Origin of the sequence: Campylobacter concisus, from assembly GCF_003048445.1 — a bacterium.
Taxonomy (GTDB): Bacteria; Campylobacterota; Campylobacteria; order Campylobacterales; family Campylobacteraceae; genus Campylobacter_A; species Campylobacter_A concisus_BF.
Genome location: NZ_PIQW01000011.1, coordinates 25,867 through 40,494 on the forward strand (window position 1 = coordinate 25,867; position 14,628 = coordinate 40,494).

The following is a 14,628-nucleotide window of genomic DNA, read 5'->3' on the forward strand; positions in this document are numbered from 1 at the left end:
CCTTTAAATTTATTTTTCTAAAACTCTTTTCATCCAAGCAAAAAGCTCGTCTAAGTCGTAGTCGCCGCCGTGTCCTTGCCCCCAGACCGCTTCAAAATCAACCTCTTTGCCAGCATTTTTAAGCGAGAGTGCGAGCATAGCAGGCACGGCAAGGGCTAGGTCAGTGTCGTTTGTCCCCTGCCTTATGCGGTAAAATTTCGCCGCCTCTTTGTTTTTAGTGTAGTTCATCGCATTCATCATCTTTATGACGCCAGCATCCGCCATCTCGCCGCCACTTCGCTCTTTTGCAAATTTAGTAAAGTGCTTTGCAGGCGTTTTGCTATCACCAAAGAGATCGTTTTCAGGATTTTCTAGCGCAAGTCCGTCAAAGGCAACCACCGCTTTAGCACGTTTTAGCGAGGCGATAAAGTCTTCAAGCTTAAATGTATATCCAAGCGAGCAACCCTGCGTGTCAAGAGTTATAAATTTAGGCGTGAGCGTGCTTTTGTCGCTGCTTTTTGTAGCGGTAAAAGCCTTTGAGATGAGAGCGTTTATATACTCTTTGAAGCTGCCCTCGCCGTTTTCATCAAGGCTTAGCGCGTGGCCTTTGGCGTCTTTTAAATTTAGCGAGTTTAGATAGGCTGGGAATTTAGTTTTTAGCTCGCGTGAGAGCTCTTTTTGCGTGGCGTTTAGCTCGCCTGCGATCATCTTTGGCTTTTTGCTCCTGTCGTTAAAAGTGCTCGCATCAAAGCTTGAAAAATCAATCCTCTCAAATTCATCCAAATCCCCAAACATCCACTCATACGCCTCGTCCTCATGCTCTAAATTTGTCACAGGGCAGTAGATAGAGGCGGCATAAATTTGATCGTCCGCCTTTGCAGCGCCTAGCTCTTTAAGATATGGCTCATACTCTTTTGCCCCTGCGCTAGTGCCTAGAAGTGCCGACATCGCGCCGCCTGCGCTCGTGCCGTTTGAGATGATCTTATTTGCGTCGCCTAGCATAAATTTGTCGTTAAATTTAAGATATCTAACGGCCGCTTTTAGATCGACTATCGCAGCTGGTGCTTTGCCGATAAATTTCTCGCCATCCTTTAGCGTCCTGCCCCTAGCGCCAACGCTTGCCACGACGTAGCCTCTAAGAAGCGCTTCAAGAGTGGCATTTGGTTTTTCGTTTTGGATTTCTGGCTTTTGTGGTTTGGCGCTCATGTAGCCGCCGATCGCGTTTGGCATAAAGATAGCCCCTTTTTGGTCGCTAAATTTACCCTCTGGCACGTAAAAATTTAGCACCTGATAGTCGCTAACTGGCTTTGCCACATAGACTATGCCCTCATAAGCTCTAAATTTAAGCGTCCTCTCGCCAACTTGCACGCTTTTTAGCTCAAATTTACTCTCATCAAATTTAAGTTCATTTCCAAAGCACGCCCCAGCCAAGCAAACCGCTAAAACTAGGCATTTTGCACTTTTCATACTTCGTCCTTTAACCGATAACGGCTGCCTTTTCCTCAAATTTCGCCGTCCCGTCAGCATAAAACTGCCCGCCAGCTACGTAGTGAGGTGTCTTTAGCTCGTCATCTAAATTTTCAAATTTCCAGTGGCCGCCCTCAAAAACGCGCGTATCGGCGTAGGCTACCACGACTTTGGCCTTAAAGAGGTCAAACTCACTCTCGTTTTTGGCGTCTTTGATGATCTCGCAAACCATGTAGGCTGCGCACTCTTTTAGCAAAGGCACGCCATTTTCGTAAAACATCTCCACGCCAGCAAGCTTGTTTTTGTCGCTGTGCATGCTGGTCGTGCCTAGTCTTGCGACAAGGGCGGTATCTTTGAAAAATGGCACACAAAGGCCAAATTTACCGCTCTTTTCAAAAAGCGAACGGGTAAATGAGCCAGAGTCTACGACTGCTGTTATCTTGTCGTAGTCTAGCGGGCAGACCCAAGAGGCGATCATCGCGTCCACGACATCGTCGTGGCTTGCGCAGATGATGAGCGTTGGGCCGTGGTTGATGAGGCGGTAGGCCTTGTTTATATCAACTTTTTGTAGTGGCATTTTGCTTATTTTTTAGAAATTTTATATTTTTTGCCTGCTTTTTCTAGCTGTATGCTACCATCTTCAGATACAAATTTCTTGCCTTTTTTGCTTAAAATTTGGCTCTCGTTGCCTAGGCTAGCCCAGAAAATTTCTACTTTATTTTTCTTTTTGTTAAATATGCCATAAACTGCCAAAGTCTTGTTATCTGGGTCGTCCAAGCGAACGTCAGCTACGTTAAATACCTGTACGCAGCCATTTTTAAACTCAGAGTAGCTCTGTCCTGCTGAAGGCATGCAGCCGTGGCTATCTACGCTACTTTCGATCTTTGGCTCTGGAGCATTTTGTGGAGCTGGCTCTGCTTGTTTTTTCGCACATCCGCTAAAGGCTAGTAAGCCAGCCACCGCTATAATCATAAGTTTTTTCATTGTCTTTCCTTTTTGTTAATACTTGACCGCATAGTCAAATTTAGGCTGGTGCAGTGAAAACTCAAAGCTATCTCTATCGACCGAGCCAACGCAATACTCACTATCATAAAGGCGCAGCAAAAACTCCGCCATCTCTTCACTAGTATGATATCTCTTAAATGATCTGTCGTAATCGTAGCCCTCTTTACCAGTCGCCACCATACCAAATTCTGTTTTTGTAGCAGCTGGGGCCAGCACTTTTGCCTGCATCTTTGCCTGCTTATCTTGTGCTAGCTCGTGGTAAAGTCCTTCGCTAAAGGCACTTACGAAAAATTTGCTAGCGCAGTATGTGACGGCGTTTGGCACTATCTTGTAACCGCCTATCGAAGAGATGTTTATAAGCTGCGTATCTTTGTCTTTATATTTTTTAGTAAAGAGCGTTGAGAGCGTGACAAGTGAGATGATGTTTAAATTTATCATCTGCGTGATTTTTTCTAAATTTTGCTCGCCGACCTTGTTATAGTCGCCAAAGCCAGCGTTGTTTATAAGCGCTTTTAGCTCAAATTTTTCTAAATTACGCCAAAGAGCTAGGACATTTTCTTGCTTTGAGAGATCGCAAAGCTCTATCACCACATCGACATCTGCAAATTTAGCTATCTCGCCTTTTAGCTCTTCTAAAAGCTCGCCCCGCCTTGCGATAAGGATCAAATTCTCCCCGCGCCTTGCAAATGCCTTTGCCGCGGCCGCTCCTATGCCTGAGCTTGCTCCAGTGATGGCGATGTATCTTTTCACTTCACATACTCCACTGGGCTATAAATTTTCACACCCTCGCTGTGGTCATCTTGTGCTACTTGCACGATCACTTTAGCGATGTCAGCTGCCTTCATCGGACGATACTCGTCAAAAAAGCCTTTTGGGATAAATTTAAACGCCTTTATCGCTAGATACTCGCCAAGTCTAAAGTCCTTTCTCTCAGCCTCGATAAGTGGCAGTCTAGCGATGTGAAATGAGCTATATCCAAGCTCTTTTATCTTTGCTTCTGCCTGACCTTTTGCCTTTAGGTAAAATGAGCCTGACTTTCTGTTTGCACCTGCAGCCGAGAGCAAGACAAAGCGTTTTGCGCCGCACTCCAAGCCAAATTTAGCGAAATTTATCGGATAGGTCACATCGACTTTGTAAAACTGCTCTTTGTGCTTTGCCGCTTTCATCGTCGTGCCAAGCGCGCAAAAAACATCATCAGCGATAAATGGCACCTCATCTTTAAAATCATCAAAATTTACTATCTTTACTTCAAGCTTTTCATGGGTAAATTCTAGCTCATGCCTAACAAGGGCGACCACCTTGTTATAGTGCTCACTCCCACATAAATCTTTTAAAATTTCACTTCCCACAGCGCCGCTGGCTCCTGCGATAAGGGCGACTTTTTTCATGTTTATCCTTTGTAAATTTTGGATAAATTCTATCTCGCTAAGGCAAAAATTTCGCTTATGGCCTCTTTTGTATAAATTTGCTCCAAGCCCCTGCCCTTGGCGTAGTCATAAACTAGCGCCATGATCTCGTCTAAATTTGACTCATCAACGCCTATCTCAATTAGGCTTGTTGGCGTGCCGATCTTGCTAAACCACTCTTTTAGCTTTTTAATAGCCTCGTCTGCGTCATCTACGCCAAAAATTTCTTTGCCAAAGCGCTTAAATGCCTTTAAATTTCTACTCTTATACCACTTCATCCAAGCTGGCATAACGACACTTAGCCCAGCCCCGTGCGCGCAATCAACCACCGCACCTATGGCGTGCTCGATCATGTGGTTTGGATAAGAGTAGCCAGCCGTGCCAACGTAAGTTAGACCATTTAGCGCCATCGTCGCAGCCCAAGCAAACTCGCTTCTAGCATCGTAGTTTTCTGGCTCTTTTAGTAAAATTTCAGTCGTTTTCATGACCGTTTTGATGTTTGCTTCGATGTATAAATTTATGATCTCAGGCTGAACGCTCGCCGTAAAGTAGCCCTCGATGCTGTGAGCGATGATGTCAGAGGCTGAATAGACCAAGTACTCCTTGCTAACGCTTGCTTGAAGAAGCGGATTTACCACCGATACCTTTGGGTAAAGACAAGCGCCGTGCATGGCAAATTTCTCTTTTGTGGCTTCGTTTGTGACGACTGCGCCGCCGTTCATCTCTGAGCCAGTTGCAGCAAGCGTTATGATATCAAAGATCATAAGCGCCTCTTTTGGGCACTTGCCAGTAAAAAAGTCCCAAACATCGCCGTTATACTTCACACCAGCAGCCACAGCCTTAGCACTATCAAGCACCGAGCCACCGCCTATAGCTAGCACACTATCGACGCCTTGCTTTTTAGCTAAATTTATAGCCTCATTTACCTTGCTTAGCACTGGGTTTGACTTCACGCCACCTATCTTGCAAAACTCGATGCCATTTGCGCTTAGGCTCTTTGTGGCAACGTCAAAAAGCCCGTTTTGCATGATCCTGTCGCTGCCATAGATGATGAGCGTCTTTTTTGCGCCAAATTCTTTCATATATCTGCCGATGTTTTGCTCTTTGTCTTTGCCAAATTCTATTTTAGTAGGGTTTAAAAAGCTAAAATTTTGCATAGTTTTCTCCTTATTTGCTTTTGTGATTTTTATAAATTTTAGTTAAATTTTCTTATTTTTAGCTATTTTTATCTGCGCTAAATTTAGAAATTTCTTAGTCTGATAGGTAGTTTTGATGTGATCTTATCTGGATCGAAGCTGTTTTTTGGATCGCCTAAGCCTCCAAAATTTTCGCCAGTGTTAAAGAATTTTTGTAAAAAATAATCCCCTCTATACCCAAGTTCAAAAAGTAGCTCAGACATCTCAGAGATATCCTTTTCGCTTAGCAAGTCCGCATGCACGGTCGTTCTAACTTCAAATTTAAAATTTATCTCAAGCAGATATCTAAGCGTGGCGGCAAATTTCTCATATAAATTTGAGCCAGTTATGCCGATAAATTTCTCTTTTGGAGCTTTAAAATCAAGCGCGATGTAATCAATCAGCCCCTCATCTATCGCCTCTTTCAAGACGTCACGATATGAGCCGTTGGTATCAACCTTTAAGCTAAAGCCGCGCGCTTTTACCTCACGTGCTAAATCAAAAAATAAAGGATTCGCTGTGCATTCTCCACCGCTAAAGACGATGCCATTTAGCTTGCCAATCCTGCGGTCTAAAAAGTCGCAAACTTCACTTAGACTTATAGTGCCATTTGACTTTACAACCTCGATGTTGTAGCAGTATCCACAGCGCATATTGCAGCCTGCAAACCAGATGACGGCAGCTACTTTATCAGGATAGTCAAGCGTCGTAAATGGCGTTATACTAAAAATTTTTTGCAAATTTAAAACCTATGTGAAATTTAAAGGCACAGAGAATGTGCCTTTTTTTAAAAAAACGTATTTTATACTATTTTTTAAGATTTTGTGTTACTTTTTGCAGCAACTTGCGTATTCGTCAAATTTTATTCGCTCTTTGTGCTCGCCTTTTTTTCCGAGGTTAAAGCTCTCAACTGGTCTGTGATAGCCCATAACACGAGTATAAACCACGCATCTTGTGCGTTTGTCTTGCAGTTTTTCTAAAATTTCTTTTTCTGTCATTTCCTCTCCTTATTTGGATTTTTTCTTCTCTTGCTCTATAAGCTCTGCATCACAAAGTGGGCAAAACTCATGCTCGCCAGCTATGTAGCCATGTTTTGAGCAGACGCTAAAGACTGGCGTTATCGTGATGTATGGGAGTTTGTAGTTTGAGATTATACTCTTTACAAGCTCTTTGCAAGCTTTAGCCGAGCTTATGCGCTCTTTCATATATAGGTGAAAGACGGTGCCGCCAGTATAGGCGCTTTGTAGCTCATCTTGCAGATCAAGCGCTTCGTAAGCGTCGTCTGTGAAATTTGCAGGTAGCTGGGTTGAGTTTGTATAGTAGATATTATCGCCCTCGCCTGCTTGGATGATGTCTGGATAGCGCTTTTTATCCTCTTTGGCAAAGCGGTATGTCGTGCCCTCAGCTGGTGTGGCCTCAAGGTTGTATAAATTTCCGCTCTCTTCTTGAAATGTCCTTATCTTATCACGTAAAAAGCCAACCATCTCAAGGGAAAATTCTCGTCCAAATTTAGTTGAGATGTTCTCTTTATCGCCAGTGAAATTTCTAAGTAGCTCATTCATGCCATTTATGCCGATCGTGCTAAAGTGGTTGTTAAAGTGCTTTAGATACCTAGCTGTATAAGGATAAAGCCCTCTGTCATACATCTCTTGGATAAATTTACGCTTTTTCTCTAGGGTTGATTTAGCTAGGTCTAAAAGGTAGCTTAGTCTATTGTAAAGTGCGACCTTATCGCCTTTGAAGTTATAGCCAAGGCGGGCTAAATTTATAGTGACGACGCCTATCGAGCCAGTCATCTCAGCACTTCCAAAAAGACCGCCACCGCGCTTTAAAAGCTCTCTTAGATCAAGCTGCAAGCGGCAGCACATAGAGCGCACGTGACCTGGTTTGTAGGCGTTTTCGTTTTCTATCTTGTTGCCATTTTCGTCATAAGTGTATTGCGAGCCGATGAAATTTTGAAAGTAGCTTGAGCCCATTTTTGCGGTATTTTCAAAGAGCACGTCCGCCACTTCGCTATCCCAGTTAAAATCCTCTGTGATATTTACCGTTGGTATAGGGAATGTAAAAGGCTGTGAGCACTTGTCGCCAGCTGTCAAGACCTCGTAAAATGCCTTGTCTATGCGTGCCATCTCAGGCTCGAAGTCCTTGTAGGTCATATCGATCAAATTTTTTCTGCCACGCTCGTTTGCTTTTTTCAAAATTTTCTCATCTTTTACATTTGTAAAGAGGTGTATATCATCGCTCGTTGGTATCTGATCCCTTAGGTCACTTGGGCAAGTGATGTCTATGGTTACGTTTGTAAATGGGCTTTGTCCCCAGCGCGCAGGGACGTTTAGGTTGAAAATAAAGCTAGTTATCGCCTTTTTGATCTCGGCGTCGCTTAGATCGTCTTTGAAAACGTAAGGCGCAAGGTAGGTGTCAAAGCTAGAAAACGCCTGAGCGCCCGCCCACTCGCTTTGCAAAATTCCTAAGAAATTTGCCATCTGATAAAGCGCCTCTCTAAAGTGCTTTGGTGCCTTGCTCTCGACCCTGCCACGAACGCCGTTAAAGCCTTCATTTAGCAATGCTCGCAAACTCCAGCCAGCGCAGTATCCTGTAAGGCAGTCAAGGTCGTGGATGTGGTAGTCGCCGTTTCTGTGAGCAAGACCCTCTTCTTTGCTATAAACAGCGTCTAGCCAGTAGTTTGCTATGACTTTGCCAGCGGTATTGTTGATAAGGCCTGCGTTTGAGTAGCTGGTGTTTGAGTTTGCAGAAATTCTCCAGTCGGTGCCGTTTATATATTCATTTATAGTTTGGGTTGAGTTTATATAGGTCGTATCTTCGTTTAGGCCTAAAATTTGCTCGCGTTGGAGCTTGTGGGTGTGGCGGTAGAGCATGAAGCTCTTTAAAACTTCAAAATGTCCGCCGTCAAATAGCTCTTTTTCTATCGCATCTTGGATGTCTTCGACTGTTATCGCACTTGATTTTTGAAAGATATCTTGGACTACATTTGTAAAAACTTGCTCGTCATAAGCTTTATTTTCGCTGGCAAATGCCTTTTTTATAGCATCTACTATCTTATATGCTACAAATTCTTGCCTTGTGCCATCTCGTTTTAAAATTTCACGCATCACTTGCTCTTTTCTGATTATTTTTTTGATATGGAGTTTAAAAGTATAGGACAAGAAAGCTTAAAATATAGAAAACTTATTTTATTTTGTTTAATAATATTTATCAAAAAATATAAAATTTTAGAGAGTTTTATTAAGTATATTTTTACGCTTTTTAGGCATTTTAAACTAAAATTTGATTATTTTTACTTAAATAATTATTTTAATTTTAGTTTTTAAAATAGTAGATTTAAATTTTTCTTCCATATAGATCTTTATTTAATTTATGTTAATATTAGTCGATTTTCAAAAAAGGGAGTTTCAATGAAAAAAATCACAATGCTCGCCCTAGGTCTACTTTTGGCTGGCTGTGCATCATCCAACGGCGTAAAATCACCCGAAGATGGCATGATGAAAAGCTTTGCAAAATGCGCCCTAAAATCAGATAGTACAGTCATTATGCTAGTACCAAGTCGTGGCTTTCTTGCTGACGCAATAGCTAGCGCAACAACTAGTGTTTCAAACAACGACGGAGGTTTTTACAACAATCTAACGGATAAAATACAAGAAGGTGTGGATGCCTTTGTCATCTACGGCGAAAGTGGGATGAAAACGGAGTCACTCATGTCAAATGTCTTTACGAGACTAAAAGAGCGTAACGTAAATGGTATGCAGTTTTGTATATCAGCAGGAATAGAAAAGAGCGAGAAGCTAAGCAAGCTAGCAGATGAGCTTGGTATAAAATTAAGCTTTGTGACACTTCCGTAAATTTATAAATTTAATAGACAATTTAAAAAATTTAAGAGAGAAATTTCTCTCTTAAATTTAACTACTGACATCCTTCACACTCAATCGAACGGTCTGCTACATCGTTTAGTTTTTCGCTATCTGGACTTTCAGAGCGTAGATAATAGGTTGATTTTAGTCCAAGCTCCCATGCAAGCGTGTAAATTTCACTTAGATATCCGCCGCTTGCTTTGTCTAAGCTCATGAAGATATTTAGACTTTGACCTTGATCGATCCATTTTTGGCGGATCGCGCCTGCTTTTATAAGAATTCTTTGATCAAGCTCGTAAGCTGGCGTGTAAAACTGCCAAGTATCTGGGCTTAAATTTGGCACGACATTTGGGATCATGCCACTTAGGTTGTGCTCAAACCACTTGCGCTTATAGACTGGCTCGATAGTTTGGGTAGTGCCAACAAGGATCGAGATCGAGCTAGTTGGAGCGATCGCCATTAGGTAGCCGTTTCTCATGCCGTCGCGCTTAACCTTTTCTCTTAGCTTGTCCCAGTCGCAGACATTTTCGTCAAATAGCCCGCCTTTGTCGTTTAAAAGAGCCTTTGCGTTCTCGTTCGCGGTGTCTATTGGCATGATGCCTTTGCTCCATTTTGAGCCTTCAAATTTTGGATAAATGCCCTTTTCTACGGCTAAATTTGAGCTAGCGTAGATCGCGTTGAAGCTTATGTTTTCCATTATGGTATCAATTAGCGCCAAATGCTCATAGCTGCCCCATTTTACGTTTTTCTCAGCTAGCATTTGCGCTTCGCCCATGACGCCAAGGCCGATCGAGCGAGATGATAGGTTTGTGTGTTTTACCTTTTTGTGTGGGTAGAAATTTAGGTCTATAACGTTATCAAGCATCCTGATAGCTATCGGCACGACACGCTCGATGTCCTCTTTGCTGTTTATCTTGCTTAAATTTATACTAGCAAGGTTGCAAACTGCCGTTTTGCCCTCGATGCTCTCTTTTTCTACGATGAAAATTTGCTTGCCTTTTAGGCTATCAAGCGCGCTAAGCTTTTTGGCCTTTTTAGTTATGCCACTATCAACGGTGACGTCTTCTTCTTCGTCAAATAGCTCCTCACCGCCGTCTTCATAAGTGATCTTGATCTTATAGTAGTTTGGCGCTGTGTTTTGGAAAATTTCGGTGCATAAATTTGAGCTTCTGATGATGCCCTCATGGTCGTTTGGATTTGCCTTGTTGGCATTGTCTTTAAAGCATAAAAATGGCATGCCCGTTTCAAAATAGCTAGTTAAAATTTTCTTCCAAAGCTCTTTTGCAAGGATGGTGTTTTTCTGGATATTTTCGTCGTTTTCATACTCCAAATATCTCTTCTCAAACTCCTCGCCATAAAGGTCGCAAAGGTCGCTCACTTGAGCTGGGTCAAAGAGGCTCCAGCGGCCATTTTCTTTGACACGCTTCATAAATAGGTCGTTTATCCAAAGTGCAGGGAAAAGCTCGTGTGCACGGCGTCTCTCTTCACCTGAGTTTTTACGAAGATCGAGAAAATCGCTCACGTCCATGTGCCAAGGCTCGATATAAACAGCGATCGCGCCCTTTCTAGTGCCTAGCTGATCGACCGCTACTGCGATGTCGTTTGTCACTTTTAAAAATGGTATGATACCGCCGGCTGCGTTTTTGTGTCCGTCGATACTGCCGCCCATCGCACGTACCTTGCTCCAGTCCCAGCCGATACCGCCGCCAAATTTTGAAAGCAGCGCCATCTCTTTGTAGCTATCAAAAATGCCCTCGATATTATCAGGCGTGCTGCCTACGTAACAGCTGCTTAGCTGGTGGCGTGTAGTCCTTGCATTTGAGAGCGTTGGGGTGGCTAGCATCACTTCAAATTTAGAGATGAGGTCGTAAAATTTCTTAGCCCAACCTTGGCTGTCTAGCTCGTTTTGCGCAAGAAACATAGCAATCGCCATAAACATGTGCTGTGGTAGCTCGATCGGCATACCGCTCTTATCTTTTATAAGATAGCGGTCATAAAGCGTCTTGATACCAAGGTATGCAAACTGAAGGTCACGCTCAGGCTTTATGTAGGCGTTTAGATCCTCAAGATCGTACTTCTCTTTTAGTCCAGGGATGATGCGGCCTACCTTTTCGCCCTTTGCGAGGTAGTCTTTTAGGTGGTTGTAGCCGTTAAAACCAGTCACTTTGTGATAAAGGTCAAATAAAAATAACCTCGCAGCGACAAATGTCCAGTTTGGGCGGTCGATGTCGATCTTATCAACTGCTGTTTTTATAAGAGTTTGCTGAATTTCCTCAGTCGTTATCATATCTCTAAACTGAATTTTTGCATCTACCTCAAGCTCGCTAAGACTTACGTTGCTAAGCCCCAAAACCGCTTCGTTTGTATATTTTTTGATCTTGCTGATATCAAGCTCTTCTGTTCTGCCATTACGTTTTATAACTTTCAAAAATATCTCTCCGTTTTAAATTTTAATTTGAGATTTTATCTAAAAAGATATAAAAACTCTCTTTGCCAAATAAATAAAAAATAATAAAAATAGAGCTTATCAAGTGCTTTGGCCAAAGCTCTCGTGTGCAAAAACAAACAGTGCAAAAACGCCAAGTGTGATGAGTAGGTTAAACGGCCGCCATTGCTGATAAATTTGACAAATAAATTTAAAAAGGTAGCGGTTGATTTGTGGCTGGGGCAAAGTGGCTAAATTTACTCGTGACGGCTGCGATGGATACGCTAAAGCTGTTTGTGATTAAGGTAGTTACAAGGGGCTAAATTTACCCCTTGCGTTTAAATTTATTTGCCAAAAACTCTGGCGAAAATTCTATCAACGTTTTTGGTGTAGTAGTTGTAGTCAAAGCACTCTTTGATCTCATCTTTACTAAGGCTCTTAGTTAGGTCCTCGTCGGCTAGCAAATTTTGTAAAAATAGGCTGTGACCTTGCTCATCTATCGCTTTTTTGCCCTCTTGCAAGTCCGCCCAGACCTTCATGGCGTTGCGCTGAACGATCTTGTAGGCGTCCTCTCTAGAAATTCCACGTTGCGGCAGTTGCAAAAGCACACGTTGCGAAAAGACTAGACCGCCTGTTAAATTTAAATTTTTCATCATATTTTCTGGATAGACAACCAAATTTGCTATCAAATTTTTGATGCGAACCAGCATAAAATCAGCCGTGATAAACATATCTGGCAGGATAAATCTCTCAACCGAGCTGTGGCTGATGTCGCGCTCGTGCCAAAGGGCGACGTTTTCAAGAGAAGGCGTGATGTATGAGCGTAGCACCCTGCAAAGGCCAGTGATGTTTTCGCTAAGGACTGGGTTGCGCTTGTGCGGCATGGCGCTTGAGCCCTTTTGTCCTGGGCTAAAGTACTCCTCCGCCTCATAAACCTCGGTCCTTTGGTAGTGTCTAACGGCGACTGCGATCTTCTCGCAAGTAGAGGCAAGCACTGCGATAGCGCTCACCACATGGGCGTAGCGGTCGCGCTGGATCACTTGATTTGACGCTGGGGCTGCTTTTAGGCCGAGCTCCTCGCATGTCAGCTCTTCAAATTCCATCGGAGCGTGGGCTAAATTTCCCATAGCGCCTGAAAGCTTACCGTAGCTGATCGTATCTTTTGCGTCTTTGATGAGCTTTAGTGCTCTTGCGATCTCGTCGTACCAGATGGCAAGCACAAGGCCAAAAGTTATCGGCTCGCCGTGGATGCCGTGGCTTCTGCCGACCATAAGCGTGTGCTTGTGCTCGTTTGCTCTGTTTTTGACCGCCTGCATGAACTCCTCTACGTCGCTGATGATGAGCTCCAAGCTCTCTTTCATCTGAAGTGCGACGGCTGTGTCGATGCAGTCACTTGAGGTCATGCCGTAGTGCACGAACCTGCTCTCATCGCCAAGGCTCTCGCTGACGCTTGTTAAAAATGCGATGACGTCGTGCTTTGTCGTCTTTTCTATCTCGTCGATGCGAGCCACTTCAAATTTAGCATTTTTGCAAATTTTCTCGCAGTCGCTGTCGCTTATGAAGCCAAGCTTATTCCAAGCTTTAACAGCAGCTTTTTCTACCTTGAGCCAAGCGTCGTATTTTGCTTGTATGCTCCACTTTTCAGCCATCTCTTTGCGTGAGTATCTTTCGACCATTGTTGAACCTTTTATGTTAGTTTGCTTTTGTCCTGAAAGTATAAATTTGGCTTTTTGAGCCAGAAATCACGTCGTGCAATTTCTCTAAATTTAAGTTTTGATTATATAAAATCCGGGCTGAAATGTCGGTTATACGCTTATAAATTTGGGCTTAAGATAGCTCGCTCATTTTTTCAGAAGGATCATTTTTGCCCTATGTAAATAAATTTATCACTACTGCAGATCATCAAAAAGCTTATGAAATTTTACTGCAAAACGGCTTTAATATGAGCCAAACCCAGCGTCTCATCGATAAAGGCAGGCTGATCTGTAGCGGCAGTGTCGTGAGTGAAAAAAATGCCGTTTTGTGTGGCGATGTTTTTTTGATCGACTATGAGGCGGAGCCAAAGGGGCTTAAGCCGATCTTTGAGTGCGAGAGCTTTGCGGTATTTGACAAGCCAAGTGGGATGCTGAGCCACCCAAATGGTAGGCACTGCGACTACTCGCTAAATGATGAAATTTACACACTTTTTGGACGAGAAGCGAGCGTAGCACATAGGCTGGACTGCGAAACAAGTGGCGTGATAGTCGTTGGAAAAGATAGAAATTCTACGATAAAGCTAAAGAAAATCTTTGAAAACAGAGAGGTTTCTAAATGCTACGTCGCAATGGTGCAAGGCAAGATCGAGCGAGAATTTATGATCGATGCTAAGATGGATCTGGCAAACAACTATGACGATGTGAAAATGCGAATGCAAATTTGTGAAAATGGAAAAAGTGCGGTGACTAAAATTTTGCCTATAAAGTATTTTGACGATATCGATACGACTTTGGTGCGAGCTATCCCGCTCACTGGCAGGCAGCATCAAATTCGCTTACATTTGTTTCATGTGAAACACAAGATACTTGGCGAACCACTTTATGGTTTGTCACGTCCGCAGATCGAGAAAATTTTAGACAAAGAGATGAGCGAGCATGAACGGATAAATTTAACTGGAGCAAAAAGGCTCTTACTTCACTCAGACGAAATTTCATTTAAATTTGATGAAATTTTTTACACCATAAAAAGCAATTTTGACGCCGAAAGTGAGTTTTATAAATTTGCAAAAGAGGGCTTTATTGTAGTCTGATTTTATATTTTTTATATCAATGAATTTTGCTCATTATTATTACAAAATAACATAGGTAAAAACAAAAACATTTTGACTATTTTTATATTATATTAAGATGTTAACAAGTAACATTTCTTTATCATTTTTCACAAAGGAGAGAATATGTTAAAGCTAAATTGGAATGGCAAAGAATGTGATGGATGGGTCTGGGATGGCAAAGAATTAAAACCTAAACACGGCAATTCAAATGCAGCTTGGATTTGGGATGGCAAGGAGTTTAAACCAAAATATGGCAATTCAAATGCAGCTTGGACATTTGATGGTAAAGAATTAAAGCCAAAATATGGTAGTTCAAATGATGCATGGGTGATTTCTGGAGGTAAGGCAAAACCTAAATATGGTAACTCAAATAATGCCTTTGAAACAAACAATGCACCAATACCTGTTATAGCTGCTAAAATAATAGGATTATTTTAAAAAATAATTTTAAAAGGTGAAGTATTTTAATCTTTTTTTGCATAAATAAGATAAATTTTAC

At 42.4% G+C, this 14,628-nt stretch carries 12 protein-coding genes and 1 pseudogene; 3 read left to right on the top strand and 10 right to left on the bottom strand.

All coding sequences use genetic code 11. The features are described 5' to 3' along the window. Window positions 1-9: 9 nt before the first annotated feature. From CVT14_RS07675 to CVT14_RS07715, 8 genes and pseudogenes are all read right to left on the bottom strand, one after another. A complete protein-coding gene (locus tag CVT14_RS07675; RefSeq protein ID WP_199907329.1) occupies window positions 10-1,446 on the bottom strand; it encodes a subtype B tannase in 1,437 nt (478 codons plus the stop codon). A 10-nt stretch (window positions 1,447-1,456) separates the two neighbouring features. Beyond that, window positions 1,457-2,023 (bottom strand): flavin reductase family protein, encoded by a 567-nt coding sequence (locus CVT14_RS07680; protein ID WP_021089933.1) that lies wholly within the window; start codon window positions 2,021-2,023, stop codon window positions 1,457-1,459. A gap of 5 nt (window positions 2,024-2,028) precedes the next feature. Further along, window positions 2,029-2,430, bottom strand: a complete 402-nt coding sequence (locus CVT14_RS07685; protein WP_021089941.1) for a hypothetical protein — start codon at window positions 2,428-2,430, stop codon at window positions 2,029-2,031. 15 nt (window positions 2,431-2,445) lie between these two features. After that, on the bottom strand, window positions 2,446-3,201 hold the full coding sequence (locus CVT14_RS07690; protein ID WP_107850041.1) for an SDR family NAD(P)-dependent oxidoreductase: 756 nt from the start codon (window positions 3,199-3,201) through the stop codon (window positions 2,446-2,448). After that, on the bottom strand, window positions 3,198-3,839 hold the full coding sequence (locus CVT14_RS07695) for an NAD(P)H-binding protein (RefSeq protein WP_107850042.1): 642 nt from the start codon (window positions 3,837-3,839) through the stop codon (window positions 3,198-3,200). Before CVT14_RS07695 ends, CVT14_RS07690 begins: the two co-directional genes overlap by 4 nt. Before the next feature lie 29 nt (window positions 3,840-3,868). Continuing rightward, the gene (locus CVT14_RS07700) at window positions 3,869-5,014 is read right to left on the bottom strand and encodes an iron-containing alcohol dehydrogenase (RefSeq protein WP_107850043.1); all 1,146 of its coding nucleotides are present in this window, start codon (window positions 5,012-5,014) and stop codon (window positions 3,869-3,871) included. Between the two features lie 83 nt (window positions 5,015-5,097). Then, window positions 5,098-5,772 carry an anaerobic ribonucleoside-triphosphate reductase activating protein gene (locus CVT14_RS07705; RefSeq protein ID WP_107850044.1) on the bottom strand — a complete coding sequence of 225 codons (675 nt, stop codon included), beginning with the start codon at window positions 5,770-5,772 and terminating at the stop codon, window positions 5,098-5,100. A gap of 87 nt (window positions 5,773-5,859) precedes the next feature. Then, a pseudogene (locus CVT14_RS07715) lies at window positions 5,860-8,142 on the bottom strand (ribonucleoside triphosphate reductase). Window positions 8,143-8,445: 303 nt separating this feature from the next. On the opposite strand from CVT14_RS07715, the gene CVT14_RS07725 reads away from it, so the two are divergent. Next, a complete protein-coding gene (locus CVT14_RS07725) occupies window positions 8,446-8,889 on the top strand; it encodes a hypothetical protein (protein ID WP_103609384.1) in 444 nt (147 codons plus the stop codon). Between the two features lie 61 nt (window positions 8,890-8,950). Here the strand turns inward: CVT14_RS07725 and CVT14_RS07730 are convergent, their stop codons facing one another. Next, on the bottom strand, window positions 8,951-11,326 hold the full coding sequence (locus CVT14_RS07730) for a ribonucleoside-diphosphate reductase subunit alpha (protein WP_107850048.1): 2,376 nt from the start codon (window positions 11,324-11,326) through the stop codon (window positions 8,951-8,953). A 341-nt stretch (window positions 11,327-11,667) separates the two neighbouring features. After that, a complete protein-coding gene (purB, locus tag CVT14_RS07735; RefSeq protein WP_107850049.1) occupies window positions 11,668-12,999 on the bottom strand; it encodes an adenylosuccinate lyase in 1,332 nt (443 codons plus the stop codon). Between the two features lie 188 nt (window positions 13,000-13,187). Here purB and CVT14_RS07740 point away from each other — a divergent pair, with 188 nt between their 5' ends. Further along, window positions 13,188-14,108: a pseudouridine synthase family protein gene (locus CVT14_RS07740; RefSeq protein ID WP_107850050.1), complete on the top strand. Its 921-nt coding sequence runs from the start codon at window positions 13,188-13,190 to the stop codon at window positions 14,106-14,108. Window positions 14,109-14,252: 144 nt separating this feature from the next. After that, a complete protein-coding gene (locus tag CVT14_RS07745; protein WP_021089919.1) occupies window positions 14,253-14,567 on the top strand; it encodes a hypothetical protein in 315 nt (104 codons plus the stop codon). Window positions 14,568-14,628: the final 61 nt, after the last annotated feature.